The sequence below is a fragment of the Microbacterium sp. NPDC077644 genome (assembly GCF_040702785.1).
In the GTDB taxonomy this organism is placed as follows: Bacteria; Actinomycetota; Actinomycetes; order Actinomycetales; family Microbacteriaceae; genus Microbacterium.
Genome location: NZ_JBFBME010000001.1, coordinates 1,043,562 through 1,068,707 on the forward strand (window position 1 = coordinate 1,043,562; position 25,146 = coordinate 1,068,707).

Consider the following 25,146-nt stretch of genomic DNA (forward strand, 5'->3'; position numbering starts at 1 on the left):
CGCCTGGACCCGGAGCCGGCGCGTACGCGGTGAGCGAAACACGCCGTCTTCCGGGCATGACTCCCAGCCCGGCGTGGTTGTATTGAGCACATTCCCGAACGGAAGCCGATACCCGAGGAGGCACCGAGATGAACGCGACAACCGAACGTGAGACCTCCACCGTCGAGTACCGACTGACGGCCATGGACCGTTGCGACTCGTGCGGCGCACAGGCGTACATCGCCGCAGAGGTCAACGGCTCGGAGCTCCTGTTCTGCGCTCACCACGGGCGCAAGTACGAGGAGAAGCTCCGCAGCATCGCCACGTCGTGGCACGACGAGACGGCTCGTCTCGTCGATGCCGTCTGACAGACGCCGTCGATCGCAGATCCGACGCCCGGGCCGCAGGCTCCGGGCGTCAACTGTATCTGCGGGGAACCAGCGGCGACACCCGGGTGAGGATCTCCTCACCGACCGTGTCGATGCGCTCGGCCAGGTCGGTCGCGCTCGGACCGTCTCCGCCGAACACGGTGACGCTGTCGCCTGTTGAGGCCCCTGCCCACCTGCTGAGGTCCGTCCAGGTCCCGTCCACGTGCAGGATCCGCGGCGCGTCCGGTCCGCCCAGAGCCGCACTGCCCAGGACCGCACCGCCCAGGACCGCACCAGCCAGATTCGACGGCAGCCCGTCCAGCGCTCCCACGTCGATCCTCACGCGATCGTCCTGCACGTCCACGGTGTCGGCACGAAGCGACGCGGCGGGCCTGATGCCGTCGAGGTCGGGGCCGTCGGCAGAGCGGATGCCGTAGCAGAATGCGCCGATCCGGCTCAGCGTGCCACGCAGCTCGGGACGCGCCCAGGAGGCGGCGGATGCGGTCAGGTGCAGGTGCTCCGGTGTCCCGCCGGCATCGCGGAGGACATCGACGGCGTGGGCGAACTCACCCCTCGCGGCGTCGTCCTCGTCATCGCTCGCCTCCGCGAGATGACTCCACACTCCCGCGACGTGGAGCAGACCGGCATCCTCGGCGCGCCGCGCCTCGGTGACGGCATCCGCCCAGTCCTCGGGGCGGATGCCGTTGCGGTGCAGCCCCGTGTCGATCTTCAGGTGGACCAGGGCACGGCGCCCGGTCCGCTCCGCCTCGGCGATGACGCGTCGCAGATACCCGGCTGTGCCGACACCGAGATCGACGCCGGCCCGGATCGCCTCGGCGACCTCATCCGCCGACGACGTCTCCCACGCGAAGATGCGGACGTCGGGCAGAAGGGCCCGGACCCGCAGCGCCGACGGCACGTCGTAGGACCCGATCCAGCGGGCGCCGACGGCGTACGCCTCCCGCACCGCCCACTCCAGCCCGTGCCCGTAGGCGTCGTCCTTGGTGACGAGCATCATCTCGCCCGGCGCGACGCGCCCCATGACGGCCCTGACGTTGTCGCGGAAGATGCTCGTGCTGATCTCGAGGCGCGCGGGCATTCAGTTCTCCTCGGTCCTCGTGGCGTGGAGCCCTGCGGCGCAGGCGAGTTCCGCCGCGGTGAGCCCGGTCGCCGACACCCACTCCGCGAGGAAGCCGCGCGCGGGTCCTGCTCCCCCGAAGTAGGTCACCTCGTCGCCCTCGACAGCTGCGGCATCCGGCGACTCCAGGTCGATCACGCACACGTCCATGGCCACGCGCCCGACGATCGGGTGCGCGCGCCCGTTCAGTTCGACATGAGCGCGGTTGCCGAGCGCCCGCACGACCGCCTGCGCGTATCCGCCCGTCACGAGCGCGACCGTCGTGTCCCGCTCCGCGCGGTGCGTGTAGCCGTAGGAGACGGCCTCGCCCAGGCGCAGCGGCTTGGTGGACATCACCCGCCCGGTCAGGCGCATCGCCGGGCGCTGGTCCGTGCCGGTCGCGGCCGGGAAGCCGTACAGCACGGCCGGGTCCATGTCCGGCTCGGCGGTCGCGCTCGCGCTGAGGCCCTCGGCGCTCAGCATCCGCACGGCGTCCTCGTCATCGACGCGCACGCCGTCCGCACCCGCGAGAAGCACTTCTCGCGCCACGGTGAGCAGGCCGTGCCCGTACGCGTCCCTGCGCAGATCGGCGACGCGGCCGCCGTCCTCGACGAGGCTCTTCGCGTGTGCGGCCAGGGCAGAGCGGGAGATCACGGCGCGAGTCGCCGTGCTGCGAGGAATGACCACCCGTCGAGTCTACGGGCCCTCGGCCGCGCGGCCTGTGAAGCGGTCTCGCAGGAGCGGCCCGCCTAGAATGAAGAGTCCGCGACGAATCTGGAGAATCCATGCCTGCCCAGGGCCTCGGCGTCATGCCCCGCCTGCGATACCTCATAGACCGCGCTCGCCGCATCGATGTCGGATCGGTGTTCGAGCGCGCCGGCGAGGTGCGCGATCAGCACGGCAAGGCTGTTCCGCTCGTGGTCGTCGACATGCTCTGGAGCGCGGCATCCAAGAACGTCGGGTTCCAGGACTACGTCGACTACGACTTCGCGATGCTCACCGCCGCCGAGCGCGCGACGTACATGACGCATCCGGTGTCGAACCAGCTCTCGCAGCGCTACGACGCCGAGCCGTACCGTCACATCTTCCACGACAAGCTCGAGTTCAACCGCCGCTTCGACGCGTACCTGCGCCGCGAATGGCTCGAGGTGACCGCCGGCAACGCCGCCGAGCTCGAGGAGTTCACCCGCAAGCACGGCACGATCATCGCGAAGACCCGGATGGGCCAGGCCGGCAGCGGCGTCAAGCGCTACCACGCGGCCGACGTCTCCGACTGGGCCGGGTTCCACAGCGGACTGTTCGAACGCGGCGAGGTCGTCATCGAGCAGGTCATCTCGCAGCACGCCGATCTCGCGGCCGTCTGCCCGGGAACCGTGAACACCACTCGGGTGACCGCGTTCTTCGACGGGCAGAAGACCCACATCCTCGCCGTCGCGCAGAAGTTCGGCCGCGGCGAGGTCAGCGACCAGATGTCCTTCGGCGGCTTCTACACGATGCTCGATCCCGAGACCGGGCACGCCCGCTCGGCCGGCTACGACTCGCACGGCCACGTGCACGTCGACCACCCCGACTCCGGGTTCCGCATCGCCGACTTCCAGCTGCCGCTGTTCGACGAGGTGGTCGCTTTCGTCGACACCGTCGCGCGGGTCGTTCCGCAGATCCAGTACGTGGGCTGGGACATCGTCGTGGGTCCGGACGGCCCCGTGCTCGTCGAGGGCAACTGGGGTGCGGGCGTGTACGAGAACAAGCCCTCCGTGTCGGGCATCCGCACCGGCAACAAGCCCCGCTACCGCGCCGCGATCGGATTCTGACGCGCCGGACGGGTGCGGGCGTCAGCGGCGCCGCAGCATCCGGATCGCGGTCGTCAGCTCCGGCACGCGGAACAGCGCCAGCAGCGCGACGAACACGATGCCCGTGACGACGGCGATGAGCGCGGCTCCCAGCGCGCCCTGCAGCATGCCGCCGAGCATCCAGCCGTCGACACTCCCCATCAGCAGGAAGAGCCCCCACCCCGCGCCTGCGGCCGGAATCGCGAGCAGGACGAAGCGTCCGAGGGCCAGCATCGTGCCGCCGAGACCGAACGAGCCGAACTTCCGCCTGAGCATCACCGCCGCGATGACGGTCTGAACCGTGCTCGCCACCGATTGAGCGAGCGCGACCATCGCCGCACGCTGTTCGAGCGGCGTCGTCACGGCGACCACGAGAGTCAGCACGACGAGCAGCGCCGCCTGGATGAGGGTGTAGACGAACGGAGTGCGCGCGTCGCCGTAGGCGTAGAACGTGCGCTGGACGATGAAGAGGACGGCGAGGGGCAGCAGGCTGACCAGGTAGGCGAGGAGGACGGGCGCGATGAGCACCGCCTCGTCGGCCGAGCTGCTGAAGATCCGCGCCGCCGGGACCGAGGCGACCGAGATCGCGGCCGTCGCGACGATCACCAGCAGCCCGAGGATCCGGATCGCCTGCCGGGCCGTCTCGCGCAGCTCCTCATGCTTCTCGGCGGCCGCGTGCTCGCTGATCCGGGTGAAGTACGGAGTGCCGATTGCGAGGACGATCGTGGAATAGGCGACCATGAAGACGAGCCAGGTGTATTGGGATGCCGCGACAGACGCGTTCTCGCCGGACGCGGGAGTGATCACCCTGGACTGCACGAGCCCGACCACCTGACCGGCGAGCGTGGTCAGGAACGTCCAGAACGCGAGCTTGCCCATGTGGCCGAGGCCCATGCCGCGCCATTGGAAGTCGAGTCGCAGCGGGATGCCGATCCGGCGCCAGAACAGGAGCAGCACCACGGTCTGCGCGACCACGCCGAGGGTCGCCGCCCCCGCCAGCAGCGTGATCATCTCGGTGCTCCAGCCATCGAGACCTGCACGGCTCTGGCCGAACAGGACCATGAACAGTGCGAATCCGGCGATCGAGACGATGTTGTTGATGATCGGCGCCCACGCGTACGGGCCGAACACGCGGCGGGCGTTGAGGATCTCCCCCAGCAGTGCGAACATCCCGTAGAAGAACAGCTGGGGCACGCACCAGTACGCGAAGCGGACGGCCAAGGCCGACTGCTCAGGGCCGAAGCCCGGGGCGTACAGGTCGATCAGCAGCGGCGCGCCGATCGTCGCCACGAGGGTGATCGAGCCGACGATGAGCGTGCCGAGGGTCAGCAGTTTCGCGAGGAAGGCATGACCGCCGTCCTTCTGCGCGCTGGCCCTGACCACCTGAGGCACGATCACACCGGTCAGGACTCCGGCGGAGATGACCTGGTAGATGCTGTTGGGCAGCTGATTCGCGACCGCGAACGCGTCGGACGCCATACCGACGGAGCCGATCGCCGCGACGAGCACGACGGCGCGCAGCAGACCGGTGAGCCGGGACACCAGGGTCCCGGCTGCGATCACAGCGCTGGCGCGTCCGATCCCCATCAGGCGGCGCGGATGATGCCCATCGGGGTCGACTGGTGCCCCTGTCCGAGCGGATTGTCCTTCAGGATGCGGACCAGGCGATCCTCGCCGGCACGATCGAGCGTCGAACCCAGGATGTTGCCGCCGAGATCGTTGATGTCGACGACGGCGACGTCCGCCTTCCCGCCGATCAGCGTCTTGACGTGGGCGGCGACGCCGTTCGGGTCGGTCGGACCCAGGACGACGGCCTGGTTGTAGGGCGGGATCGTCCCGGAGGTCGGGCCGTCGATCGCACGGGCCTTGTCGCCGGCGATGCGGTAGAAGTCGCCCTTGCGGCCGAACGCCTTCGTGACGGCGGCCACTGCGGCGGCGAACAGGATGCGCGGCGTGCCGCACTCCCGCAGCGCCATCTCCATCGTCTCCGGCATCCCGAGGCCGATCCCGTGCGGCGTGCGCGTGACGTACTTCGAGAGGAACAGCGCCAGCCTGCGGGGCTGGATCTCGTCGAGGCGGTAGGAGCGCCCCTGCGTGATCGCGACGATCTTCTCGGTGACGAAGAGGATGTCCCCCGGCTCGACCGCGTCCGCGGCGTACTCGGTGATCACGGCATCCAGGTCGTCATCGGGCATGACGACCCTGGTCTTCAGCGGGATGCGCGCGTAGCTCGTGCCATCGACGCTCGCCTCGAGCGCCTTGCCGTCGTTCGGCTGCATCACTCGAGGTAGTCCCGCAGCGACTGCGAGCGGCTCGGGTGGCGCAGCTTCGCCATCGTCTTCGACTCAATCTGGCGGATGCGCTCGCGCGTGACGCCGAACGTGTCGCCGATCTGGTCGAGCGTCTTGGGCTGGCCGTCGCCGAGGCCGAAGCGCATGCGGATCACGCCGGCCTCGCGCTCGGAGAGCGAGTCGAGCAGCTGCTCGAGCTGACGCTGCAGCATCGTGAATCCGACGGCATCCGCCGGGACCACGGCCTCCGTGTCCTCGATGAGGTCACCGAACTCGCTGTCGCCGTCCTCGCCGAGCGGGGTGTGCAGCGAGATGGGCTCACGGCCGTACTTCTGCACCTCGACGACCTTCTCGGGCGTCATGTCGAGTTCGCGGCTGAGCTCCTCGGGGGTGGGCTCGCGCCCCAGGTCCTGCAGCATCTGCCGCTGAACGCGGGCGAGCTTGTTGATGACCTCGACCATGTGCACCGGGATGCGGATCGTACGGGCCTGGTCGGCCATGGCGCGCGTGATCGCCTGACGGATCCACCAGGTCGCGTAGGTCGAGAACTTGAAGCCCTTGGTGTAGTCGAACTTCTCGACGGCGCGGATGAGACCGAGGTTGCCCTCCTGGATCAGATCCAGGAACTGCATGCCGCGACCCGTGTAGCGCTTGGCGAGCGAGACGACGAGGCGCAGGTTGGCGCCGAGCAGGTGGCTCTTGGCGCGCTGACCGTCGCGGGCGACCCACTGCAGGTCGAGCCCGAGCTGGCCGGTCTTCTCGGCCGCCGACATCGCCGACAGCTTCTCCTCGGCGAACAGACCCGCCTCGATGCGCATCGCGAGCTCGACCTCTTCGGCCGCGTTCAGCAGCGCGACCTTTCCGATCTGCTTCAGGTAGTCCTTGACCGGGTCGGCCGTCGCGCCGGTGATCTGGGTCGAGTAGACGGGAACGTCGTCCTCGTCCTTCGAGGTCAGGACGATCGCGCCGGTGGGCAGCGGCTCGGTGAAGACCGGCTTCTTGTCCTCTTCCTCGGAGTCCTCGGGAACGACGTCGGCCTCGGCCTGGGCCTGATCGACGATGTCGTCCGCCTTCTTGCGGCGTGCGGGAGCCTTCTTGGCCGCCGGCTTCTTCGCCGCGGCAGGCTTCTTCGCGGCCGTCTTGTCGGCAGCGGCCGTCTCTTCCGCGGCTGCGGCGTCGACGTCGGGCTCGGCCGTCGTCTTCTTCGTCCGGGTGTTCTTGGTCGCGGCAGGAGTCACGTTTCGCCTTTCACGGGGCGGGCGCGCAGCCCCGGGACATTTCGGACACTAGTAAGACCCTTGTCAAGTCCGCAGCGCAAGCGCGGGCCATTGACAATGGGTCGGATAACCAGTATCGCACACGAATCGGGCGCAGGACGCATCCGACCGGAAGTCGGCTCAGGAGCGGGGGCGCTTGTCGTCGTCGCCGGGCGGACGGGTCGCGAGATAGCGTTCCAGTTCGGCCGCGAGCTCGTCGGCGCTGGGCAGGTCCCGCTCGTCGAATCCGCCCTCGTCGAAGCGGTCGGCGTCCTCCGGATCGCGACCGGCCATGTAGGCGTCGTAGCGGTTCTCCAGGGTCTGCACCATCTGACGCAGCTCGTCGTTGCCGGCGACCTGCTCGTCGACCTTGGTGAGGAAGTCCTCGCGGCTCTCGCGCAGGTCGTCGAGCGAGAGGACCAGGCCCGTCGCGCCCATGACGCGATCGGCGGCCGCGATGACGGCTTCCGGGTTCTCGGTCTCGGCGAGATAGTGCGGCACGAGGAGGACGAATCCGACCACGCGGTCGCCGCGCTCGGCGAACCGGTACTCGAGGAGATGGCCCGCCGTACCGGGGACCTGCGTCCGCGGGCGCCATACCGACAGGCTCGCCGTGATCTCCTTGCGATTGCCGCTGACGGTCGTGCTGATCGGTCGGGTGTGCGGCACCGGCATCGCGATCGAGTGCACCCAGCTGACGCCGGACACCTCGAACTCGTCGGCGAAGTCGAGCACGCTCTGCGCGAAGGCGTTCCACGCGAAGTCCGGCTCGTACCCCGACAGGAGCAGGAATCTCTGCCCGAGAGCATCGTGCGCGATGGAGAGTTCGAGCCGGGCGGGGCGAAGCTCGGTGAGGTGGTCCTGCTCGAACACGAAGATGGGCCGACGCGCCCGGTAATCCAGGAGCAGGTCGTTGTCGTACACCGCGACCGGCTGCGGGTCCGCCACGTCGCGCAGGTGGTCGATCAGACCGGATACGGCGCTGCCGGCATCCGTGAATCCGGTGAGCAGGATGACCAGGGGCAGTCCCTGCGGGACGGCGGGCGCGTTCGCGACGCGTTCGTACAGCTCTCCGGAGACGGGCATGCCTCCATGCTACGAGCCGGAGCGGATGCGGGGCGCGCCGCGGTCTTGCTCACAGCGAACAGGCCTGGGGGCCGCACCCGCGGCGGTGCCTAGGATGGAGGCATGACGCTTCCTGCGCTCTCGCACACCGACAGTCCATTTCCCGGGAGCGCTGCCGACGCCGCAGTGCTCGTCGTCCCGGATCTCGAGGCGTTCCCCGACGCTCTGGACGCGTTCCCGGGCCTGAAGGACGTGCTGCAGGCCATCGGCTTCACGGGCGCCGCATCCTCGTTCACCCGCGTCCACGCCCCCGAGGTGACCACGCTCCCGTTCGCCGTCGTCGGCGCGGGCAAGACCGCGGACGCCGCATCCGTGAGGGATGCCGCCGGCACGGCGCTGCGCTCGCTCACCGGGTTCGCCGATGTCGCCCTGGCGGTCGCCGCACCGCTCGACGATTTCGCTCCTGCCGCGGCCGAGGGGGCTGTCTACGGCGGCTACCGCTTCGACGGCTACCGCGCGAAGCCCGGCAAGAGCCGCGCCGAGTCCGTCACCGTGCACAGCTCCTCGATCACAGCGGCCGACATCGAGCGCGCCCGCGTGCTCGGGGACGCGCTCGGGCTCGTGAAGGACCTCGTCTCGGTCCCCGCCGAGTGGCAGAGCCCGGCTGATCTCGCCCAGAGCGCGGTGGATGCCGTCGCAGATCTCGACGTCTCCGTCGACGTCCTCGACGAGCAGATGCTCGCCGAGCAGGGATTCGGCGGCGTGCTCGGCGTCGCGCAGGGCTCCGACCGCCCGCCGCGGGTCGTCCACCTCGACTACTCCCCTGCCGGCGCCACGACCCACATCGCCCTCGTCGGCAAGGGCATCACGTTCGACACCGGCGGGCTCTCCCTCAAGCCCGCAGCCTCCATGGTCGGCATGAAGTTCGACATGGCGGGATCGGCGACCGTCCTCGCCGCACTGCGCGCGATCGCCGAGCTGAAGCTCCCCGTCCGCGTGACGGCGTGGATGTGCATCACCGACAACATGCCCTCGGGCAGTGCGACCAGGCCCGGTGACGTGCTGCGCATGCTGGACGGCCAGACCGTCGAGGTGCTCAACACGGACGCCGAGGGCCGGCTGGTCCTCGCCGACGGGCTCGTGTCGGCCAGCCGCGAGAATCCCGACGTGATCTTCGACGTCGCCACCCTCACCGGCGCGATCCTCGTGGCCTTGGGACACCGCCACACCGGTGTCATGGGCGACGACGATGCGGTCGCCGAGTACCTGGCAGCCGCTGAGTCGGCCGACGAGCTCGCGTGGGCGCTGCCGCTGCCGGAGTACATGGAGGACTCGCTCGAGAGCCCCATCGCCGACATGATCAACGCCAACATGGGCGACCGCTCCGGCGGCTCGATGTTCGCGGGCCTCTTCCTGCGGCGCTTCGTCGGCCGCACCGGTGAGGCCGAGGACGCCCCGCGCATCCCGTGGGTGCACCTGGACATCGCCGGCTCGTCGGAGCACGCCGGCTCCCCCTACGGATTCACGGACAAGGGCGCGACCGGCGCGACCGTCCGCTCGCTCGTCGCGTTCGCCGAAGCACGCGCCAAGGAGGCCTGATGACCACGCACACCTTCGATCTCGTCGTCCTCGGCGGCGGCAGCGGCGGGTACGCCGCAGCGCTCCGGGCCGCCGAACTCGGCAAGAGCGTCGCCCTGATCGAGAAGGACAAGGTCGGCGGCACGTGTCTGCACCGCGGCTGCATCCCGACCAAGGCGCTGCTCCACGCGGCAGAGGTCGCCGATCATGTGCGCGATGCCGCTTCGGTCGGCGTCGGCGCGACGTTCGACGGAGTGGATGCCGCCGGGGTCCGCACCTACCGCGAGAACATCGTCGCCAAGAAGTACAAGGGACTCGAGGGCCTCATCAAGGCGCGCGGGATCACGACCGTGTCCGGCACCGGTCGGTTGAACGCCGACCGAACGGTGTCGGTCGGCGACGACGTGTACTCCGGCACCGACGTCGTGCTGGCGACGGGGTCGTACAGCCGCTCGCTGCCCGGGCTCGACATCGGCGGGCGCATCCTCACCAGCGAGCAGGCCCTGGCCCTCGACGTGGTCCCCGAGCGCGTCCTCGTACTCGGCGGAGGCGTCATCGGCGTCGAGTTCGCCAGTGTCTGGCGCTCGTTCGGCGCCGAGGTGACGATCATCGAGGCCCTGCCGCACCTCGTCCCCAACGAGGACATCGCCCTGAGCAAGGGGCTCGAGCGGGCGTTCCGCCGCCGCGGCATCCAGTACTCGCTCGGCACCCGCTTCCAGACCGCGACGCAGGACGACCAGAGCGTCACGGTCACGCTGGAGGACGGCAAGACGTTCGCCGGCGACTACCTGCTCGTGGCCGTCGGGCGGGGCCCCGCGACCGCGGACCTGGGCTTCGAGGAGGCGGGCGTCACGCTCGACCGCGGCTTCGTGATCGTCGATGAGGAGTTGCGCACCGGCGTCCCGAACCTGTGGGCCGTCGGCGACATCGTGCCGGGCCTGCAGCTCGCGCACCGCGGATTCCTGCAGGGAATCGCGGTCGCCGAACGCATCGCCGGCCTCTCCCCTGCGCCGATCCCCGAGTCGCAGATCCCGAAGATCACGTACTGCAACCCGGAGGTCGCCTCGGTGGGCGTCACGGAGCAGGCCGCCGTCGACGAGCACGGCGCGGATGCCGTCGTCTCGTACGAGTACAACCTCGCCGGCAACGGCAAGAGCGAGATCATCGGAACGGCGGGCCTCGTCAAGGTCGTCCGCCTCAAGGACGGCCCCGTCCTCGGCGTCCACCTGCTCGGCGATCGTGTCGGCGAGCTGATCACCGAGGGTCAGCTGGCCGTCGCGTGGGAGGCCCACCCCGAGGACATCGCTCCGCTCGTCCACGCGCACCCGACCCAGAGCGAGGCGCTCGGCGAGGCCTTCCTCGCCCTCGCCGGAAAACCACTGCACGCCCTCTGACACCAACCGGTGCCAGGGTCACTAAGCTTGAACACGTCATTCACATTCTTGAAGGAGACTCCGTCATGAGCACATCCGTGGTCCTCCCCGCTCTCGGAGAGAGCGTCACAGAGGGTACGGTCACCCGCTGGCTGAAGCAGGTCGGAGACACCGTCCAGGCGGATGAGGGCCTGCTCGAGATCTCGACCGACAAGGTCGACACCGAGATCCCCTCGCCTGTCAGCGGCGTGATCGAGGAGATCCTCGTCGCCGAGGACGAGACCGTCGAGGTCGGGGCCCTTCTCGCCCGTATCGGCGACGGCAGCGCCGCTGCCCCGGCTTCGGATGCTCCGGCCGCCGCTGAGCCGGCCGCCGAAGAGGCACCTGCCGAGGCCGCGCCTGCGCAGGAGGCGCCCGTTGAGGCGGCCCCCGCCGCGGAGGCACCTGCTGCGGAGGCGCCCGTGCCTGCCGCCGCGCCGTCCGGCGACGCGACCGACATCCGCCTGCCGGAGCTCGGAGAGAGCGTCACCGAGGGCACCGTGACCCGCTGGCTGAAGCAGGTCGGCGATGAGGTCGCTGTCGACGAGCCGCTGCTGGAGATCTCGACCGACAAGGTCGACACCGAGATCCCCTCGCCGGTCGCAGGCGTCCTGCAGGAGATCGTCGCTGGCGAGGACGAGACCGTCGAGGTCGGCGGCGTTCTGGCTCGCGTCGGCTCCGGCGCGGCACCCGCGGCTCCCGCCGCTGAGGCTCCGGCGCCCGCTGCCGAGGCTCCCGCCGCTCCGGCGCCCGCTGCCGAGGCCGCCCCGGCCGCCGAAGCTTCGCCGGCTCCCGCAGCCGAGCCGGCTCCTGCACCCGCAGCGGCCGCGCCCGCTCCTGCACCCGCCGCGCCCGCTCCTGCACCCGCCGCGCCCGCGGCACCGGCCCCAGCGGCTCCCGCCGCGGAGTCCGCTTCGTCGGGCGACGACAAGGGCTCGCTCTACGTGACGCCGCTCGTGCGCCGCCTCGCCTCCCAGCAGGGCGTCGATCTCGCAACCGTCACCGGTTCGGGCGTCGGCGGACGCATCCGCAAGGAGGACGTCCTCAAGGCCGCCGAGACGAAGGGAGCCGCGCCCGCTGCCGCAGCCGCAGCGCCCGCTCCGGCCCCGCTCGAGGTCTCGCCGCTGCGCGGCACGACGCAGAAGATGTCGCGTCTGCGCAAGGTCGTCGCCGAGCGCGCCGTCGCCTCGATGCAGCAGACGGCGCAGCTGACGACCTTCGTCGAGGTCGATGTCACGGCCCTCGCGAACTACCGCACCAGCGTCAAGGACGACTTCCAGAAGAAGACCGGCGACAAGCTGTCCTTCCTGCCGTTCTTCACGCTCGCGGCCGCCGAGGCGCTGCAGGCATTCCCGATCATCAACGCGACCGTCGACGGCGAGAACATCGTCTACCCGGCGACCGAGAACATCTCGATCGCCGTCGACACCGAGCGCGGCCTGCTCACTCCCGTCGTCCGCGACGCGGCGACGAAGAACCTGGCCCAGCTCGCGCACGAGATCGCCGATCTCGCTGCCCGCACCCGCGACAACAAGCTCAAGCCCGACGAGCTCGCCGGCGGCACCTTCACCGTGACGAACACGGGTTCGCGCGGCGCGCTGTTCGACACGCCGCTGGTGTTCCTGCCGCAGTCCGCGATCCTCGGAACCGGAACGGTCTTCAAGCGTCCCGGTGTCGTGACGGTCGACGGTGTCGACGCGATCGCGATCCGCTCGTACGTGTACCTCGCGATCTCGTACGACCACCGGATCATCGACGGTGCGGACGCCGCTCGCTTCCTCGGTGCGATCAAGCAGCGTCTCGAGTCCGCGGACTTCGCGGGCAACCTCGGGGCCTGATCACAGCTCAGCATCTATTCCGGCTGGTGCGCGACGTCGTAGACGTCGCGCACCAGCCATTTCTCGTCCCGGCGCTCGAGCACGAGCATCTGCTCCGCTGCTGAGGATCCGGCCGCGGTCGCGGTGAGCCGCACCACGGCGACATCCCCGTAGTCGTCGACCAGTGTCGCCGTGCTGGCGTCCGCTCCCTGCGCCGCCAGCCCGTCCGTCGGCGCGGCGACCCCGTCGCCCAGCGCTGACGGACATGTCTCAACCTCAGCCGCAGCGCAGGTCTCGAGCGCATCGAGGATCGCGGGGACGGCCGACAGCGCGTCCTCGGGGTCGTCGACCGGTTTCGGTGCTTCGGAGTCGTCCGTCTCGGGTTCGTCCGTCTCGGGTTCGCCTTCAGGCTCCGCGGTGTCCGGAGCGGGACCAGCGCTCGGCTCGGGTGCCGTCCCACCGACGTCCGCCGAGTGCTGGGCGGCTTCCGCCGCCCCGGTGTCCTCTCCCTGCGGCCACATCAGGCCGGCGATCAGCACGACGGCCGCGAGGGATACAGCGAGCATCAGCGGGCGTCGATGAGATCGCCGCGCAGGGGCAGGAGCCCTACCGCGCGTCCGCCAGCCGGGCCGGGGGAAGCGAGTGAAGAGCAGAGACAGCCGTTCGACGACGCCCAGCGCGGCGGCTCGCGCCGTCTCGACGAGGCGGCGGTACGGCGAGGGATGCGCGCGCGTCGGCCGGTGCCGAACCCGCACGGCGCTCCTCCCACCCGTCGCCGGGCCGGCATCCCTGCGCGCTCCGACGTCGAGGGCGCGTTCGGGGGCGAACACATCCAGACGCAGCGCACGGGGCGCCGCCTGCGCGAAGAGCTCCTGTTCCCAACGGATCTCGTCGTCTGCGTGATGACGACGTTCCCGCAGCGCACCGGCCATCTCGTCGATCACCCTGATCGTCGGGCGATCTGCGGTGTGCTCCCCGACGCGGTCGAGGAGCGCGGCCGTCTGCGCCCTGGCCGCACCGCCCTCGCCCTGCACGAACAGCGGCCGTCCTTCGCCGGTCAGCCACCAGTCGCCGCAGATGCCCTCCGCGTCGGATCCGAGTTCGCGGATGCCGCGCAGAAGGCTCGCCACGAGCGTGGCGATCTCGCCGGGTGACAGCTTCTCGCCTGCCGCCTGCCTCTTGCCGAGGAACGCCTCGACCCGCTGCGTGCACCATGGCAGAAGCGCTTCGTGCCCGTCGCGTGTGCGGCGCACGTCAAGCACTCCGCACACGTGATCGGCGCCGGAGCGGGCCCACCCGTCCCACCCCGCCAGCTCTGCGACGTCGACGCTCACCGCGACGCCGTCCTCATGCCCCACGAGTGCGCCCTCGAACGGCCCCTCACTCCCGCGGAGCGCACGGATCAGTCGGTGCGCCCCCGGTACGAGGCCGGTGCGGTCGGCGTCGGCATCCATCTCGGTCATCGCATCATCGAACCGCAGCCCGCCGGCGGCCACGACGCCCACCCCCACGAATGTGGACAGCGCACATGGCGCGGCGCCCGGTGCAGAACGAGTGCGCCGCCCGCGAACGCGCGCGTGGGCCGGCCCCGGACTCGGTATCCTGGTCGGTATGGCTAAGCGTGCTCCCGAACCCGAAAAGCGTCCTGGGTTCTTCTCCCAGATCAAGTCCCTCTTCCGGTTCACACGTGAGGTCTACCCCTGGCTGCCGTGGGTGCAGATCGCGATCCTCGTCGCCGGCATCCTGCTCGGCCTCGTCGTCGGCTACCTGATCCCGCCGTTCCAGATCTGGTCTCTCATCCTCTGGGCGATCACGGGTCTGATGGTCGGCGTGCTCGGCGCGCTCTTCCTCATGACACGTCTGTCGACGACGGCGATGTACCAGAAGATCGACGGAATGCCCGGCGCGACCGGTCACATCCTCAGCACGAGCCTCGGCCGCAAGTGGCAGGCCTCCGACACTCCGGTCGGCATCAACCCGAAGACGCAGGAGGCCGTGTACCGCGCGATCGGCCGCGGCGGCATCGTCGTCGTCGGCGAGGGCGCCCGTGGCCGCCTGACCCGCCTCATCAACGAGGAGCGGTCCAAGGCGCAGCGCGTGGCGAACGGCGTGCCCGTGAACGTCTACTACGTCGGTCACGGAGACGACGACGTGTCGATCTCCGACCTGTCCAAGACGATCAAGAAGCTGCCGAACGCCATCGACAAGACGACCATGGCGGCCGTCATCCGCCGGATCGACTCGGTGTCGCAGTCGGTGAGCTCCCTCCCCATCCCGAAGGGCATCGACCCGACCAAGGTCCGCGCTCAGCGTCCGCGCTGAGCCTCGACGGGCCCAGCGAGACTGCGCTCAGCTGAGCGCTTCCTTGGGGAGCCTGCGCACCTTGGCGCGGCGGCGCCTGCGCTCGGGGATCATCGAGCGCATCTCGTCGAGCTTGCCGAAGCACAGCAGGCGGTCGTCCGCCTCCAGCACCACGTGCTTGCGCGGGTTCGGGATCACGCTCACGCCGCGGTGCAGCGTCAGCACCGTGATGTCCCGCTCCCACAGCCCTGACTCCCCCAGCGTCTTGCCGACGAGTTCGGCGGCGTTGTGCACGAGCAGCTCTGCGACGCCGTACCCGGTCGACACCGTCAGCCGTTGCCGGACATCGATCTCGGGGAAGGCGACCTGGTTCGCGATGTAGTCGATGATGGCGCCGGCGACGTCGAGCTTGGTCGCCTGCTCGATCCCCTGCAGGCCGGGTGAGGAGTTGACCTCCATCACGAGGGGCCCGTCGTCGCCTTCGAGCATGTCGACGCCAGCGACGCGCAGACCCATGATCTGCGCCGAGCGGACGGCCGCCTGCTCGTAGACCGGGTCGAGCTGCACGGCCTCGACACTGCCGCCGCGGTGGACGTTCGAGCGGAACTCGTCTCCGGCCGCCACCCGGCGCATGGCTGCAACGACGCGGTCACCGACCACGAGCGCGCGGATGTCGCGGCCGCGGCTCTCGGAGATGAACTTCTGGATCAGCACGTTCTGCTTGGTCGAGTGCAGCGTCTCGATGATCGCCTCGGCGACCTTCACCTGCGGGGCGAGGATCACGCCGATGCCCTGGGTGCCCTCGAGCAGCTTGATGACAACAGGAGCGCCGCCCACGCGTTCGATCGCCGGGCGCACATCGGCGCGGTTGCGGACGAAAGCCGTCGCCGGCATCGCGATGTTGTGCCGGGAGAGGATCTGACTCGCCCGCAGCTTGTCGCGTGCGCTGGAGATGCCGTTGGCCGTGTTCGGAGTGTAGACGTCCATCTGCTCGAACTGCCGCACCACCGCCGTGCCGAAGTACGTGATCGAGCTGCCGATGCGGGGAAGGATCGCGTCGTAGTCGCTGAGCGGCTTGCCGCGGAAATGCAGATCGGGCTCATCCGCGGTGAGGTCGATCGCGAACTTGAGCGTGTTGAGCACCTTCACGTGGTGTCCGCGTTGCAGTGCGGCTGCGCGCAGCCGCTGCGTGGAGTATGCCTGGGGGGCGCGGGAGAGTACGGCGAGCTTCACGTGGTTTTCCTGCCAAGATGTATCGCGTGGTTAAGACATCTCATTCAAACACTCTTACGGGGTGGCGTGAATGGGTGAGCCTGCCCGACGCCGGCGTCGATTGGATCAAAGCGAAGATCGACACCGGCGCGCGCACCTCATCGCTGCACGCGTTCGACGTGGTCGAGTTCGAGCGCGAGGGCGAGGCCTGGGTGCGGTTCCGCGTGAACCCCTGGCAGGACACGAACGCGGACGCCACGATCGTCGAGTGCCCCATCCACGACCGCCGGGAGGTGCGCAGCTCCTCGGGGCATGCTCAGGAGCGCCTGGTCGTGCTCCTCGCGATCCGCATCGTCGACCAGCTCGTGGTCTCGGAGGTCACGCTCAGCAAGCGCGACGAGATGGGATTCCGGATGCTCATCGGTCGCGAGGCGCTCCGCCGCGGATTCATCGTGGACCCCGCCCGTTCGTTCCTGGGCGGACGCGCTCCGAAGGAGATGCGCCGCCGGAACCGCGGACGCGTGTGAGCCCCTCGACAGGCTCAGGGATCACGCCCTGATGAGGGCCGTTCCGACGGCCTTGTCGTGCAGGCCCCGCTGATCGGCGTCCCAGATCACGGCCGGGATGACGAGGGCCAGCAGGACCGTGCGCACGATGGGCCGCCAGAGCCCCACCCAGGCGCCGTTGACAAGCACCAGTCGCATGCCGAGGATGCGGTGACCGGGGCTGCCGCCGAGTGTCGGGATGAAGAGGATCTGCACCACGACGAAGATCAGGAGCGTCGCCAGCGAGTCGTACTGGAAGAACGCGATCGAGATGACCACCGCAGCGGCCCAGTCGATGGCCAGGGCGCCGATTCGGCGACCGATCCGAGCGATGCTTCCCGGGCCCTCCGCGGGGTAGCCGAGACGCTCTCCTGGGTACGTGTTCACCGGGTCAGCCACAGATCGATCCTATCGGCGGTCTGTAACATGGCCGAAACAAAGCGGACACGGGAGGGAAATCCCCTCGCCCTACTGTTCAGGCAGGCCTGAAGGCCCCGATCCGCGTCATCCAGGAGTGATACATGTTCACCGATTCGTCCGAGGTGCTGAGCTACATCAAGGAGAACGACGTCAAATTCCTTGACATTCGTTTCACCGATCTGCCGGGGGTGCAGCAGCACTTCAACATCCCGGCATCGACCGTCGATGAGGCGTTCTTCACCGATGGTCAGCTGTTCGACGGCTCCTCGATCCGCGGCTTCGCCAGCATCCACGAATCGGACATGCAGCTGATCCCCGACGTGTCGACCGCCTATCTCGACCCGTTCCGCGAGGCGAAGACCCTCGTGATGATCTTCGACATCTACAACCCGCGCACCGGTGAGATCTACTCGAAGGACCCGCGTCAGGTCGCCAAGAAGGCCGAGAAGTACCTCGCATCCACCGGCATCGCCGACACCGCGTTCTTCGCCCCCGAGGCGGAGTTCTACATCTTCGACGACGTGCGCTATTCGGTGACCGCCGGCGAGAGCTTCTACAAGGTCGACTCCGAGGAGGCCGCGTGGAACACCGGCCGCGAGGAGGAGGGCGGCAACCTCGCCAACAAGACCCCGTACAAGGGCGGCTACTTCCCCGTCTCCCCCGTCGACAAGACGGCCGATCTGCGCGATGACATCACGCTGAAGCTCATCGACGCCGGTTTCGTCCTGGAGCGCTCGCATCACGAGGTGGGAACGGCCGGTCAGCAGGAGATCAACTACCGCTTCGACACGATGGTGCACTCGGCGGACGACATCCTGAAGTTCAAGTACATCGTCAAGAACACGTGCGAGCAGTGGGACAAGGTCGCGACCTTCATGCCCAAGCCGCTCTACGGCGACAACGGCTCCGGCATGCACACGCACCAGTCGCTGTGGAACGACGGCAAGCCGCTCTTCTACGACGAGGCCGGCTACGGCCAGCTCAGCGACATCGCCCGCTGGTACATCGGCGGCATCCTCAAGCACGCCCCGGCGCTGCTCGCCTTCACCAACCCGACCCTGAACAGCTACCACCGTCTGGTGAAGGGCTTCGAGGCCCCGGTCAACCTCGTCTACTCAGCCGGAAACCGCTCCGCGGCCATCCGCATCCCGATCACCGGCTCGAACCCGAAGGCCAAGCGCATCGAGTTCCGCGCTCCGGATGCCTCGGGCAACCCGTACCTCGCGTTCGCCGCGCAGCTCATGGCCGGCCTGGACGGGATCAAGAACCGCATCGAACCCCACGAGCCGGTCGACAAGGACCTCTACGAGCTGCCGCCCGAGGAGGCCAAGAACATCCCGCAGGTGCCGAACTCGCTGCTGGACTCCCTGGAGGCCCTGCGCGAGGACCACGCGTTCCTCACCGAGGGCGGCGTGTTCACCGAGGAGCTCATCGAGACCTGGATCTCGTACAAGATCGAGAACGAGATCCTCCCGATCGCCCAGCGTCCGCACCCGTTCGAGTACGAGCTCTACTTCGGCGTCTGACGCCCGATCAGCGCAGAGGCCGCCCCGGTTCGATCGGGGCGGCCTCTGCGCGTCTCAGAGCACGCGCAGCGCGCCTGCCTGCACCCGGACCTCGAACGCCGAGACCTCTCCGACCTCCTCGCCGTCGATCTCGAACTGCTGAGGCCGCGCCAGCTCGACCCGCACGCGCTCGGCCGTGTGGAAGTGCGTCGAGTCCGTGCTCACGGCGGACTCGCCCCCGGTGAGAAGGCGGCGGATGCCGTTCTCCCACACGACGGAGCGGACCGTATCGATCCACTGGAGCGCGCCCTCCGAGCTCACCAGCAGCAGATCCAGGCGGCCGTCGTCGAGCTTCGCATCCGGCAGCAGGCGCAGACCGCCCTGGACCATGCCGCAGTTCCCGATCAGCATCGTGTGTCCGCGCACCTCCCGCGGCTCGTCGTCGTCGATCGTGACCGACACGTCGGTCATCTCCGTGCCGGCCATCGCGCGCCCCATGGCCTCGACGTACGCGAGCCAGCCGGCCTTGCTCTTGAGGTCGTCGTCGGTCTCGACGAGCATCTGCGCGTCGACGCCGAAGCCGACCATGACGGCGAACGCGCGCTCGTCCTCGTCGCCGTGACGCACCCACCCGAGGTCGATCCGACGCTCGTCGCCCTGTGCGATCCGCCGCAGGGCGGCCGGGATGTCATCCAGCGGCACCTCGAGGTTGCGCGCGAGCAGGTTGCCCGTTCCCTGCGGGACGATGCCCAGCGCCGCGTCCGTCCCGGCGAGGGCCTCGGCGACCGCGCGCACGGTGCCGTCGCCGCCGACGGCGATCACCGTGGAGCATCCGTCCGCGGCGGCGTACTCGGCCATTCCGCGTCCCGGGTCCTCCTCGCTGGTCTCCCACCAGCGCACGTCATCGCCGAGATGATCGGCGACCGCCGCCCTGAGAGTGTCCTCGTCGATCTTCGAAGGGTTCCACACGATGCCGTAGGAGTGCGCAGTCATGTGCTCAACCGTAGAACAACTGCTCGAAGACACGGCGCGCACGGCGCGTCGTCCCGAGATAGTCCTCCTCCACGGCGCTCGCCGAGCGCTCGGGATACCCGAGCAGCCGTCCGAGCGCATCGAGCTCCCGCCGGTCCCAGGGGAGGACGTCGCTGGTCCTTCCCGTCTGCAGCGTGATCGCCGAGCGCAGTCGCGACGCGAGGCGCCAGGCCTCACGCAGCAGCTCCGCATCCGTCTCATCCATGAGCCCCGCAGCGACGGAGGCCTCCAGAGCCCCGAAGGTGGACGTCGTGCGCAGCGCGGGAACACTGTGCGCATGCTGCAACTGGATGAGCTGCACGAGCCACTCCACGTCGCTCAGGCCACCGGGCCCGAGCTTGAGGTGCCGATGCGGATCGGCACCCTGCGGCAGGCGCTCGCCCTCGACGCGTGCCTTGATGCGCTTGATCTCGCGCACGCCCTGATCGTCGACCTCGGCGGGATAGCGGATGCTGTCCGCCATGGCCATGAACCGCGCGATGAGTCCTTCGCTGCCGGCGACCCCTCGCGCGCGCAGGAGCGCCTGGGCCTCCCACGACACCGACCACCGGCGGTAGTACTCCGTGTACGCGCCCAGAGAGCGCACGACGGGCCCGCTCCGGCCCTCCGGCCGCAGGTCGGCGTCCAGGTCGAGCGGCACGCGGTTGTCGGTGAGGTGCTCGCGGAGCCCTGCGACGATCTGCGTCGCGAACTGCTGCGCCCTCTCGGGCGCCACATCCGCGGCGTCGTAGACGAAGAGGATGTCGGCATCCGACCCGAATCCGAGCTCGGCGCCACCGAACCGGCCCATCCCGATGATCGCGAACTCGAACGCGTCGTCCTCGGGCGGGACGACCTCGCGACGCACGGCTCGAAGCGCCGCCTGGATCGTCGCCTCGGTGATGGAGGTGAGGGCCGCAGCGACCTCTTCGATCGTGATGACGTCGAGGACCCCGCCCATCGCGGTCCGCAGCAGCTCACGCCGTCGCAGTGCCCGCACCGCCTTCAGGGCCGAGGTCACCGAGGCGTGCCTGGTCTGGATCGCGCGCGCCTCCTCGTCGAGCTTCTCGGGGCTCCTGGGCCGCAGCCGATCGGTGCTGTCCAGCCAGGCGACCGACTCGGGGATGCCCTCGAGGAGCTCTCCGATGTACCGCGACGACGCCAGCAGCATGGTGAGGCTCTCGGCCGCTCCGGCGGAGTCGCGCAGCATCCGCAGGAACCACGACGTGTCGCCCAGGCGCTCGCTGATGCGGCGGAACGCGAGCAGCCCGTAGTCGGGGTCGCTGCCGTCGGCGAACCAGCGGACCATGACCGGCATGAGATGCCGCTGGATCGTGACCTTGCGGCTGATCCCGGACGTGAGCGCCCCGATGTGCCGCAGCGCGCCGGCGGGATCGCGGAAGCCGATCGCGGCGAGGCGGTCGTGCGCCTGCTCGGTCGACAGGGTCCTCTCCCCCTCCGGCAGAGCCGCCACGGCGCTGAGCAGCGGCCGGTAGAACAGCCGGGTGTGGATGTCGCGGACTTCGCGGCGCACCTGCTCCCACAGGCTCCAGATGCCTTCGGCCGTGTCGGCCAGGCCCGTGGCACGCGCGAGCTCCCGCTGTCCCTCCGGCGTGCGCGGCATCAGGTGCGTGCGCGTGAGGTCCTTCAGCTGAGCCCGGTGCTCCATGAGACGCAGCGTGCGGTAGTCGGCCGCGAACGTCGCGGCGTCCGCGCGGCCGATGTACCCGCCGGCGACGAGCGCGTCGAGGCTCTCGAGCGTGCCGCGGGTGCGGATCGTCTCGTCCGTCAGACCGTGGACGAGCTGCAGCAGCTGCACGGTGAACTCGATGTCCCGCAGCCCCCCGATGCCGAGTTTCAACTGGAACGGGGCATCCTCGGGGTCGACGTGCTCGGTCACGCGCTCGCGCATCCGCTGCACGCTGTCGACGAAGTCCTCGCGCGCCGCGCTCGACCAGATCTTGGGCTGCACCGCTTCGAGGTACGCCGCTCCCAGCGCCTCGTCGCCTGCGATCGGGCGGGCCTTCAGCAGCGCCTGGAACTCCCAGCTCTTCGCCCAGCGGTCGTAATAGGCCAGGTGCGAGCCGAGCGACCGGACGAGTGCGCCCTGCTTGCCCTCCGGGCGCAGGTTCGCATCGACTTCCCACAGCGGCGGCTCCACCTCGATGCCGGAGATGCCCTTGATCGTCTCGCGGGCGAGCCGTGTCGCGATGTCGATCGCCCTGCCCTCCTCGAGGGCCTCTTCGTCGACGCTGCCCCCGACGAAGATGACGTCCACGTCGCTGACGTAATTGAGCTCTCGCGCTCCGGCCTTGCCCATCCCGATGATCGCCAGCTGCGTGCGCGCGACGTCCTCGGCCGGGTACGCCGATGACACCCGGACGCGGGCCACGGCCAGCGACGCCTCGAGCGCTGCGCCCGCAGCATCGGCGAGGGCCGCCGAGATGGCGGCGATCCGGGATGCCGGCTCCGGGGTGCACAGGTCGATGGCCGCGATCTCGGCGATCGCGCGGCGGTAGGCGATCCGCAGGGCCACCCACGCCGACTCGTCACCGGAGGATGCGACCCCGTCTACTGCGCCCACCGCTGCCAGCATCCGCTCGCTGAGCGCGGGCGCACTGGGCACGAGCGAACCCACCTCGGCGAGGATCGAGAGCTCGTGCGGATGCCGCAGGAAGAAGTCGGCCAGGCCGTTCGAGGCGCCGAACACGCGCCACGCGATCGGACGCGTGCGTCCGTCAGCGAGCAGCTCCGCGAGCGGACTCGTCGCACGACGCGCGATCCGCAGCATCCGGGCGACCGCCGCATCGGGGTCGGCGGCGACTGCACCGTCGATGAGGTCGGCAGGTTCCACGCCCAGCGTCGTCGACAGGTCGTCGATTGCCTCGGCGCCGGTGCTCAGCCCGGTGAAGCCGAGCCTGGCCAGCGCAGACCGCGACAGCGCCGATTCCGAGCGAGCCATCCTCTCAGAGCAGCTCGAGGTTGCTCTTGAGCTCGAACGGCGTGACCTGCCCGCGGTAGGCCTCCCACTCCTTGCGCTTGTTCAGCAGCACGTAGTTGAAGACCTGCTCGCCGAGAGTCTCGGCGACGAGCTCCGACGCCTCCATGTACTCGAGCGCGTGGTCGAGGCTGGCCGGCAGCGACGAGTATCCCAGCGCCCGGCGCTCGGCATCGCTGAGCGACCACACGTTGTTCTCGGCTTCTGCGGGCAGCTCGTACTCGTCCTCGATGCCCTTGAGGCCGGCGGCCAGCAGGAGCGCGTAGGCGAGATACGGGTTCGCAGCCGAATCCAGTGCGCGGTACTCGACACGCGAGGACTGGCTCTTGTTCGGCTTGTACATCGGCACGCGGACGAGCGCGGAGCGGTTGGCATGACCCCACGTGACGAAGCTCGGCGCCTCGTCGCCGCCCCACAGCCGCTTGTACGAGTTCACGAACTGGTTGGTCACGGCCGAGATCTCGTGCGCGTGCCGGAGGAGACCGGCGATGAAGTGTCTGCCGACCTTGGAGAGCTGGTACTCGGCGCCCTCCTCCCAGAAGGCGTTCTGGTCGCCCTCGAACAGCGACATGTGCGTGTGCATGCCGCTGCCCGGCTGGTCGCTCATCGGCTTGGGCATGAACGTGGCGTAGACGCCCTGCTCGATCGCGACCTCCTTGACCACGGTGCGGAAGGTCATGACGTTGTCGGCCGTCGTCAGTGCGTCGGCGTAGCGGAGGTCGATCTCGTTCTGACCGGGCCCGCCCTCGTGGTGGCTGTACTCGACGGAGATGCCGAGGTCCTCGAGCATCCGCACCGAGCGGCGGCGGAAGTCGTGCGCTGTGCCGCCTGGCACGTTGTCGAAGTAGCCGGCGGAGTCGACGGGGACGGGGCCCTCGGGGCCGATGACCGACGACTTCAGCAGGTAGAACTCGATCTCGGGGTGCGTGTAGAACGTGAACCCGGCATCCGCGGCCTTCGCGAGCGTGCGCTTGAGCACGTTGCGGGGGTCGGCCACCGCGGGCTGACCGTCGGGGGTGGTCAGGTCGCAGAACATGCGCGCGGTCGGGTCGATCTCGCCCCGCCACGGCAGGATCTGGAACGTGGTCGGGTCGGGCTGGGCGAGAAGATCGGACTCGTACGTGCGCGTCAGACCCTCGATCGCCGAGCCGTCGAAGCCGATGCCCTCCGCGAAGGCGCCCTCGACCTCGGCCGGGGCGATCGCCACCGACTTGAGCGTGCCGATCACGTCGGTGAACCAGAGTCGGACGAACTTGACGCCGCGCTCCTCGATGGTGCGGAGAACGAAGTCCCGCTGCTTGTCCATGCTCATGGGGCGCTGCTACTTCCCGTCCACATCGGTGGCCTTGCGCCAGTCGTCGTCGATGCGCTCCTCGACGGCCCACGCCTCCGAGCGCTCGCGCAGGGTCTGCATCGCGTTCGCCGCCGCCTCGGCGGTGTCGAACGGACCGACACGGTCGACGGACGGCGAGATGTACCCGTACTCGACCTCGCCCGAGGTCGTGTTGTACCAGTACTTGCGCTCACCGCTCGACATGTACGAATCTTCTCCCCGAGTCATGGCAAATCCCTTCGTAAAGGCTTCGTCACGATCCTAGTGGCGCCGCCGGCTCTGGCTAGGCTATTCACCATGGCAAAAGCGATTGGCGTCGACATCGGCGGCACAGGCATCAAGGCAGGAATCGTCGACCTCGAGCACGGCACGATGGCGTCGGACCGCGTGCGCGTCCCCACCCCTGAGGGCGCGTCCCCAGAGGACGTGCTCACGGCCGTGAAGACCGTCCTCGAGAAGCTCGACGTCAAGACCGCGATGCCGCTCGGCGTCGCCTTCCCCGCGATCGTCAAGCGCGGCAAGACGCTGTCCGCGGCGAACGTCTCGAAGCAGTGGCTGGACTTCGACGCCGAGCGCTTCTTCCGCGACGGCCTCGAGCGCAACATCGTCTTCGTCAACGACGCCGATGCGGCTGGAGTCGCGGAGGCGCGGCACGGCGCTGCGCGGGATGTCCGCGGCCTGACCCTGATGACGACGCTCGGCACGGGCATCGGCTCGGCGTTCATCTACGACGGCGTGCTCCTTCCCAACACCGAGCTCGGACACCTCAACTTCCGCGAGTTCGAGTCCGTCGAGCAGTGGGCGGCGACGTCGGCGCGCGAGCGCGAAGGCCTCAGCTGGGCCGAGTGGGCGGAGCGCCTCCAGGCGTTCTACTCGCACATCGAGTTCCTGTTCAGCCCCGACCTGTTCGTCGTGGGCGGCGGCGTCTCCAAGAACGCCGACGACTTCCTGCCGCTGCTGGAGCTGAACACTCCGATCGTGCCGGCCATCCACCGCAACAACTCCGGCATCATCGGCGCAGCCTCCCTCGCGGGCGACTGACCCTCCAACCTGCAAGGCCGCGCCGAGACTGCGCCGATTCGGCGCAGTCTCGGCGCGGCCTTGCGGTG

At 69.3% G+C, this 25,146-nt stretch carries 22 protein-coding genes; 9 read left to right on the forward strand and 13 right to left on the reverse strand.

Annotation, left to right across the window (positions count from 1 at the left end; translation table 11 throughout):
- The first annotated feature begins 128 nt into the window (after positions 1-128).
- Complete coding sequence (locus AB0269_RS05030; protein ID WP_175986229.1) at positions 129-347, forward strand: hypothetical protein; 219 nt, start codon at positions 129-131, stop codon at positions 345-347.
- A gap of 49 nt (positions 348-396) precedes the next feature.
- Here the strand turns inward: AB0269_RS05030 and AB0269_RS05035 are convergent, their stop codons facing one another.
- Both AB0269_RS05035 and AB0269_RS05040 read right to left on the reverse strand, forming a co-directional pair.
- On the reverse strand, positions 397-1,446 hold the full coding sequence (locus AB0269_RS05035) for an alanine racemase (protein WP_366210153.1): 1,050 nt from the start codon (positions 1,444-1,446) through the stop codon (positions 397-399).
- Positions 1,447-2,151 carry an alanine racemase C-terminal domain-containing protein gene (locus tag AB0269_RS05040; protein ID WP_366210154.1) on the reverse strand — a complete coding sequence of 235 codons (705 nt, stop codon included), beginning with the start codon at positions 2,149-2,151 and terminating at the stop codon, positions 1,447-1,449.
- Positions 2,152-2,249: 98 nt separating this feature from the next.
- Between AB0269_RS05040 and AB0269_RS05045 the strand changes: the two genes are divergently transcribed.
- Complete coding sequence (locus AB0269_RS05045; RefSeq protein WP_366210155.1) at positions 2,250-3,275, forward strand: sugar-transfer associated ATP-grasp domain-containing protein; 1,026 nt, start codon at positions 2,250-2,252, stop codon at positions 3,273-3,275.
- A 21-nt stretch (positions 3,276-3,296) separates the two neighbouring features.
- Here the strand turns inward: AB0269_RS05045 and murJ are convergent, their stop codons facing one another.
- The 4 genes from murJ to AB0269_RS05065 form a co-directional block, all read right to left on the reverse strand.
- Positions 3,297-4,880: a murein biosynthesis integral membrane protein MurJ gene (gene murJ / locus AB0269_RS05050; RefSeq protein ID WP_366210156.1), complete on the reverse strand. Its 1,584-nt coding sequence runs from the start codon at positions 4,878-4,880 to the stop codon at positions 3,297-3,299.
- Positions 4,880-5,572: a coenzyme F420-0:L-glutamate ligase gene (locus tag AB0269_RS05055; protein WP_366210506.1), complete on the reverse strand. Its 693-nt coding sequence runs from the start codon at positions 5,570-5,572 to the stop codon at positions 4,880-4,882. Before AB0269_RS05055 ends, murJ begins: the two co-directional genes overlap by 1 nt.
- A complete protein-coding gene (locus AB0269_RS05060) occupies positions 5,572-6,822 on the reverse strand; it encodes an RNA polymerase sigma factor (protein ID WP_366210157.1) in 1,251 nt (416 codons plus the stop codon). Before AB0269_RS05060 ends, AB0269_RS05055 begins: the two co-directional genes overlap by 1 nt.
- Before the next feature lie 159 nt (positions 6,823-6,981).
- Positions 6,982-7,926: a PAC2 family protein gene (locus AB0269_RS05065; protein ID WP_366210158.1), complete on the reverse strand. Its 945-nt coding sequence runs from the start codon at positions 7,924-7,926 to the stop codon at positions 6,982-6,984.
- 102 nt (positions 7,927-8,028) lie between these two features.
- On the opposite strand from AB0269_RS05065, the gene AB0269_RS05070 reads away from it, so the two are divergent.
- The 3 genes from AB0269_RS05070 to sucB all read left to right on the forward strand — a co-directional run bounded on the left by AB0269_RS05070 (position 8,029) and on the right by sucB (position 12,733).
- Positions 8,029-9,504 (forward strand): leucyl aminopeptidase, encoded by a 1,476-nt coding sequence (locus AB0269_RS05070; protein ID WP_366210159.1) that lies wholly within the window; start codon positions 8,029-8,031, stop codon positions 9,502-9,504.
- Positions 9,504-10,877, forward strand: a complete 1,374-nt coding sequence (lpdA, locus tag AB0269_RS05075) for a dihydrolipoyl dehydrogenase (RefSeq protein ID WP_366210160.1) — start codon at positions 9,504-9,506, stop codon at positions 10,875-10,877. Before AB0269_RS05070 ends, lpdA begins: the two co-directional genes overlap by 1 nt.
- Before the next feature lie 65 nt (positions 10,878-10,942).
- A complete protein-coding gene (gene sucB, locus AB0269_RS05080) occupies positions 10,943-12,733 on the forward strand; it encodes a 2-oxoglutarate dehydrogenase, E2 component, dihydrolipoamide succinyltransferase (RefSeq protein ID WP_366210161.1) in 1,791 nt (596 codons plus the stop codon).
- A 14-nt stretch (positions 12,734-12,747) separates the two neighbouring features.
- On the opposite strand, the gene AB0269_RS05085 is transcribed toward sucB, so the two are convergent.
- Positions 12,748-14,217 carry a hypothetical protein gene (locus tag AB0269_RS05085; protein ID WP_366210162.1) on the reverse strand — a complete coding sequence of 490 codons (1,470 nt, stop codon included), beginning with the start codon at positions 14,215-14,217 and terminating at the stop codon, positions 12,748-12,750.
- A gap of 106 nt (positions 14,218-14,323) precedes the next feature.
- Between AB0269_RS05085 and AB0269_RS05090 the strand changes: the two genes are divergently transcribed.
- Positions 14,324-15,034, forward strand: coding sequence for a DUF4191 domain-containing protein (locus AB0269_RS05090; protein WP_175986221.1), 711 nt, complete (start codon positions 14,324-14,326; stop codon positions 15,032-15,034).
- A 27-nt stretch (positions 15,035-15,061) separates the two neighbouring features.
- Here the strand turns inward: AB0269_RS05090 and AB0269_RS05095 are convergent, their stop codons facing one another.
- Complete coding sequence (locus AB0269_RS05095; protein WP_175986220.1) at positions 15,062-16,246, reverse strand: RimK family alpha-L-glutamate ligase; 1,185 nt, start codon at positions 16,244-16,246, stop codon at positions 15,062-15,064.
- A 17-nt stretch (positions 16,247-16,263) separates the two neighbouring features.
- Between AB0269_RS05095 and AB0269_RS05100 the strand changes: the two genes are divergently transcribed.
- The gene (locus AB0269_RS05100) at positions 16,264-16,752 is read left to right on the forward strand and encodes a RimK/LysX family protein (protein WP_366210163.1); all 489 of its coding nucleotides are present in this window, start codon (positions 16,264-16,266) and stop codon (positions 16,750-16,752) included.
- A gap of 21 nt (positions 16,753-16,773) precedes the next feature.
- On the opposite strand, the gene AB0269_RS05105 is transcribed toward AB0269_RS05100, so the two are convergent.
- Complete coding sequence (locus AB0269_RS05105; RefSeq protein WP_227530929.1) at positions 16,774-17,169, reverse strand: RDD family protein; 396 nt, start codon at positions 17,167-17,169, stop codon at positions 16,774-16,776.
- Positions 17,170-17,291: 122 nt separating this feature from the next.
- Here AB0269_RS05105 and glnA (AB0269_RS05110) point away from each other — a divergent pair, with 122 nt between their 5' ends.
- Positions 17,292-18,716 (forward strand): type I glutamate--ammonia ligase, encoded by a 1,425-nt coding sequence (glnA, locus tag AB0269_RS05110; RefSeq protein ID WP_366210164.1) that lies wholly within the window; start codon positions 17,292-17,294, stop codon positions 18,714-18,716.
- A 54-nt stretch (positions 18,717-18,770) separates the two neighbouring features.
- Here glnA (AB0269_RS05110) and AB0269_RS05115 read toward each other — a convergent pair whose 3' ends face one another.
- From AB0269_RS05115 to AB0269_RS05130, 4 genes are read right to left on the reverse strand one after another with little or no spacing between them, the layout of a single operon-like run.
- Positions 18,771-19,688 carry a diacylglycerol kinase family protein gene (locus tag AB0269_RS05115; RefSeq protein WP_366210165.1) on the reverse strand — a complete coding sequence of 306 codons (918 nt, stop codon included), beginning with the start codon at positions 19,686-19,688 and terminating at the stop codon, positions 18,771-18,773.
- A gap of 4 nt (positions 19,689-19,692) precedes the next feature.
- Complete coding sequence (locus tag AB0269_RS05120) at positions 19,693-22,668, reverse strand: bifunctional [glutamine synthetase] adenylyltransferase/[glutamine synthetase]-adenylyl-L-tyrosine phosphorylase (protein ID WP_366210166.1); 2,976 nt, start codon at positions 22,666-22,668, stop codon at positions 19,693-19,695.
- A gap of 4 nt (positions 22,669-22,672) precedes the next feature.
- The gene (gene glnA / locus AB0269_RS05125; protein ID WP_366210507.1) at positions 22,673-24,010 is read right to left on the reverse strand and encodes a type I glutamate--ammonia ligase; all 1,338 of its coding nucleotides are present in this window, start codon (positions 24,008-24,010) and stop codon (positions 22,673-22,675) included.
- A gap of 15 nt (positions 24,011-24,025) precedes the next feature.
- Positions 24,026-24,265: an SPOR domain-containing protein gene (locus tag AB0269_RS05130; RefSeq protein WP_366210167.1), complete on the reverse strand. Its 240-nt coding sequence runs from the start codon at positions 24,263-24,265 to the stop codon at positions 24,026-24,028.
- Between the two features lie 69 nt (positions 24,266-24,334).
- Between AB0269_RS05130 and ppgK the strand changes: the two genes are divergently transcribed.
- Positions 24,335-25,078, forward strand: a complete 744-nt coding sequence (gene ppgK, locus AB0269_RS05135) for a polyphosphate--glucose phosphotransferase (protein WP_366210168.1) — start codon at positions 24,335-24,337, stop codon at positions 25,076-25,078.
- Positions 25,079-25,146: the final 68 nt, after the last annotated feature.

What these genes read in the sequence shown, in the direction of transcription:
- AB0269_RS05030 (WP_175986229.1), top strand. Translation starts at nt 129, where the DNA reads ATGAACGCGACAACCGAACGTGAGACCTCCACCGTCGAGTACCGACTG.
- AB0269_RS05035 (WP_366210153.1), bottom strand. Translation starts at nt 1,446, where the DNA reads ATGCCCGCGCGCCTCGAGATCAGCACGAGCATCTTCCGCGACAACGTC.
- AB0269_RS05045 (WP_366210155.1), top strand. Translation starts at nt 2,250, where the DNA reads ATGCCTGCCCAGGGCCTCGGCGTCATGCCCCGCCTGCGATACCTCATA.
- murJ (WP_366210156.1), bottom strand. Translation starts at nt 4,880, where the DNA reads ATGGGGATCGGACGCGCCAGCGCTGTGATCGCAGCCGGGACCCTGGTG.
- AB0269_RS05055 (WP_366210506.1), bottom strand. Translation starts at nt 5,572, where the DNA reads ATGCAGCCGAACGACGGCAAGGCGCTCGAGGCGAGCGTCGATGGCACG.
- AB0269_RS05065 (WP_366210158.1), bottom strand. Translation starts at nt 7,926, where the DNA reads ATGCCCGTCTCCGGAGAGCTGTACGAACGCGTCGCGAACGCGCCCGCC.
- AB0269_RS05070 (WP_366210159.1), top strand. Translation starts at nt 8,029, where the DNA reads ATGACGCTTCCTGCGCTCTCGCACACCGACAGTCCATTTCCCGGGAGC.
- lpdA (WP_366210160.1), top strand. Translation starts at nt 9,504, where the DNA reads ATGACCACGCACACCTTCGATCTCGTCGTCCTCGGCGGCGGCAGCGGC.
- sucB (WP_366210161.1), top strand. Translation starts at nt 10,943, where the DNA reads ATGAGCACATCCGTGGTCCTCCCCGCTCTCGGAGAGAGCGTCACAGAG.
- AB0269_RS05090 (WP_175986221.1), top strand. Translation starts at nt 14,324, where the DNA reads ATGGCTAAGCGTGCTCCCGAACCCGAAAAGCGTCCTGGGTTCTTCTCC.
- AB0269_RS05100 (WP_366210163.1), top strand. Translation starts at nt 16,264, where the DNA reads ATGTATCGCGTGGTTAAGACATCTCATTCAAACACTCTTACGGGGTGG.
- glnA (WP_366210164.1), top strand. Translation starts at nt 17,292, where the DNA reads ATGTTCACCGATTCGTCCGAGGTGCTGAGCTACATCAAGGAGAACGAC.
- AB0269_RS05115 (WP_366210165.1), bottom strand. Translation starts at nt 19,688, where the DNA reads ATGACTGCGCACTCCTACGGCATCGTGTGGAACCCTTCGAAGATCGAC.
- AB0269_RS05120 (WP_366210166.1), bottom strand. Translation starts at nt 22,668, where the DNA reads ATGGCTCGCTCGGAATCGGCGCTGTCGCGGTCTGCGCTGGCCAGGCTC.
- glnA (WP_366210507.1), bottom strand. Translation starts at nt 24,010, where the DNA reads ATGGACAAGCAGCGGGACTTCGTTCTCCGCACCATCGAGGAGCGCGGC.
- AB0269_RS05130 (WP_366210167.1), bottom strand. Translation starts at nt 24,265, where the DNA reads ATGACTCGGGGAGAAGATTCGTACATGTCGAGCGGTGAGCGCAAGTAC.
- ppgK (WP_366210168.1), top strand. Translation starts at nt 24,335, where the DNA reads ATGGCAAAAGCGATTGGCGTCGACATCGGCGGCACAGGCATCAAGGCA.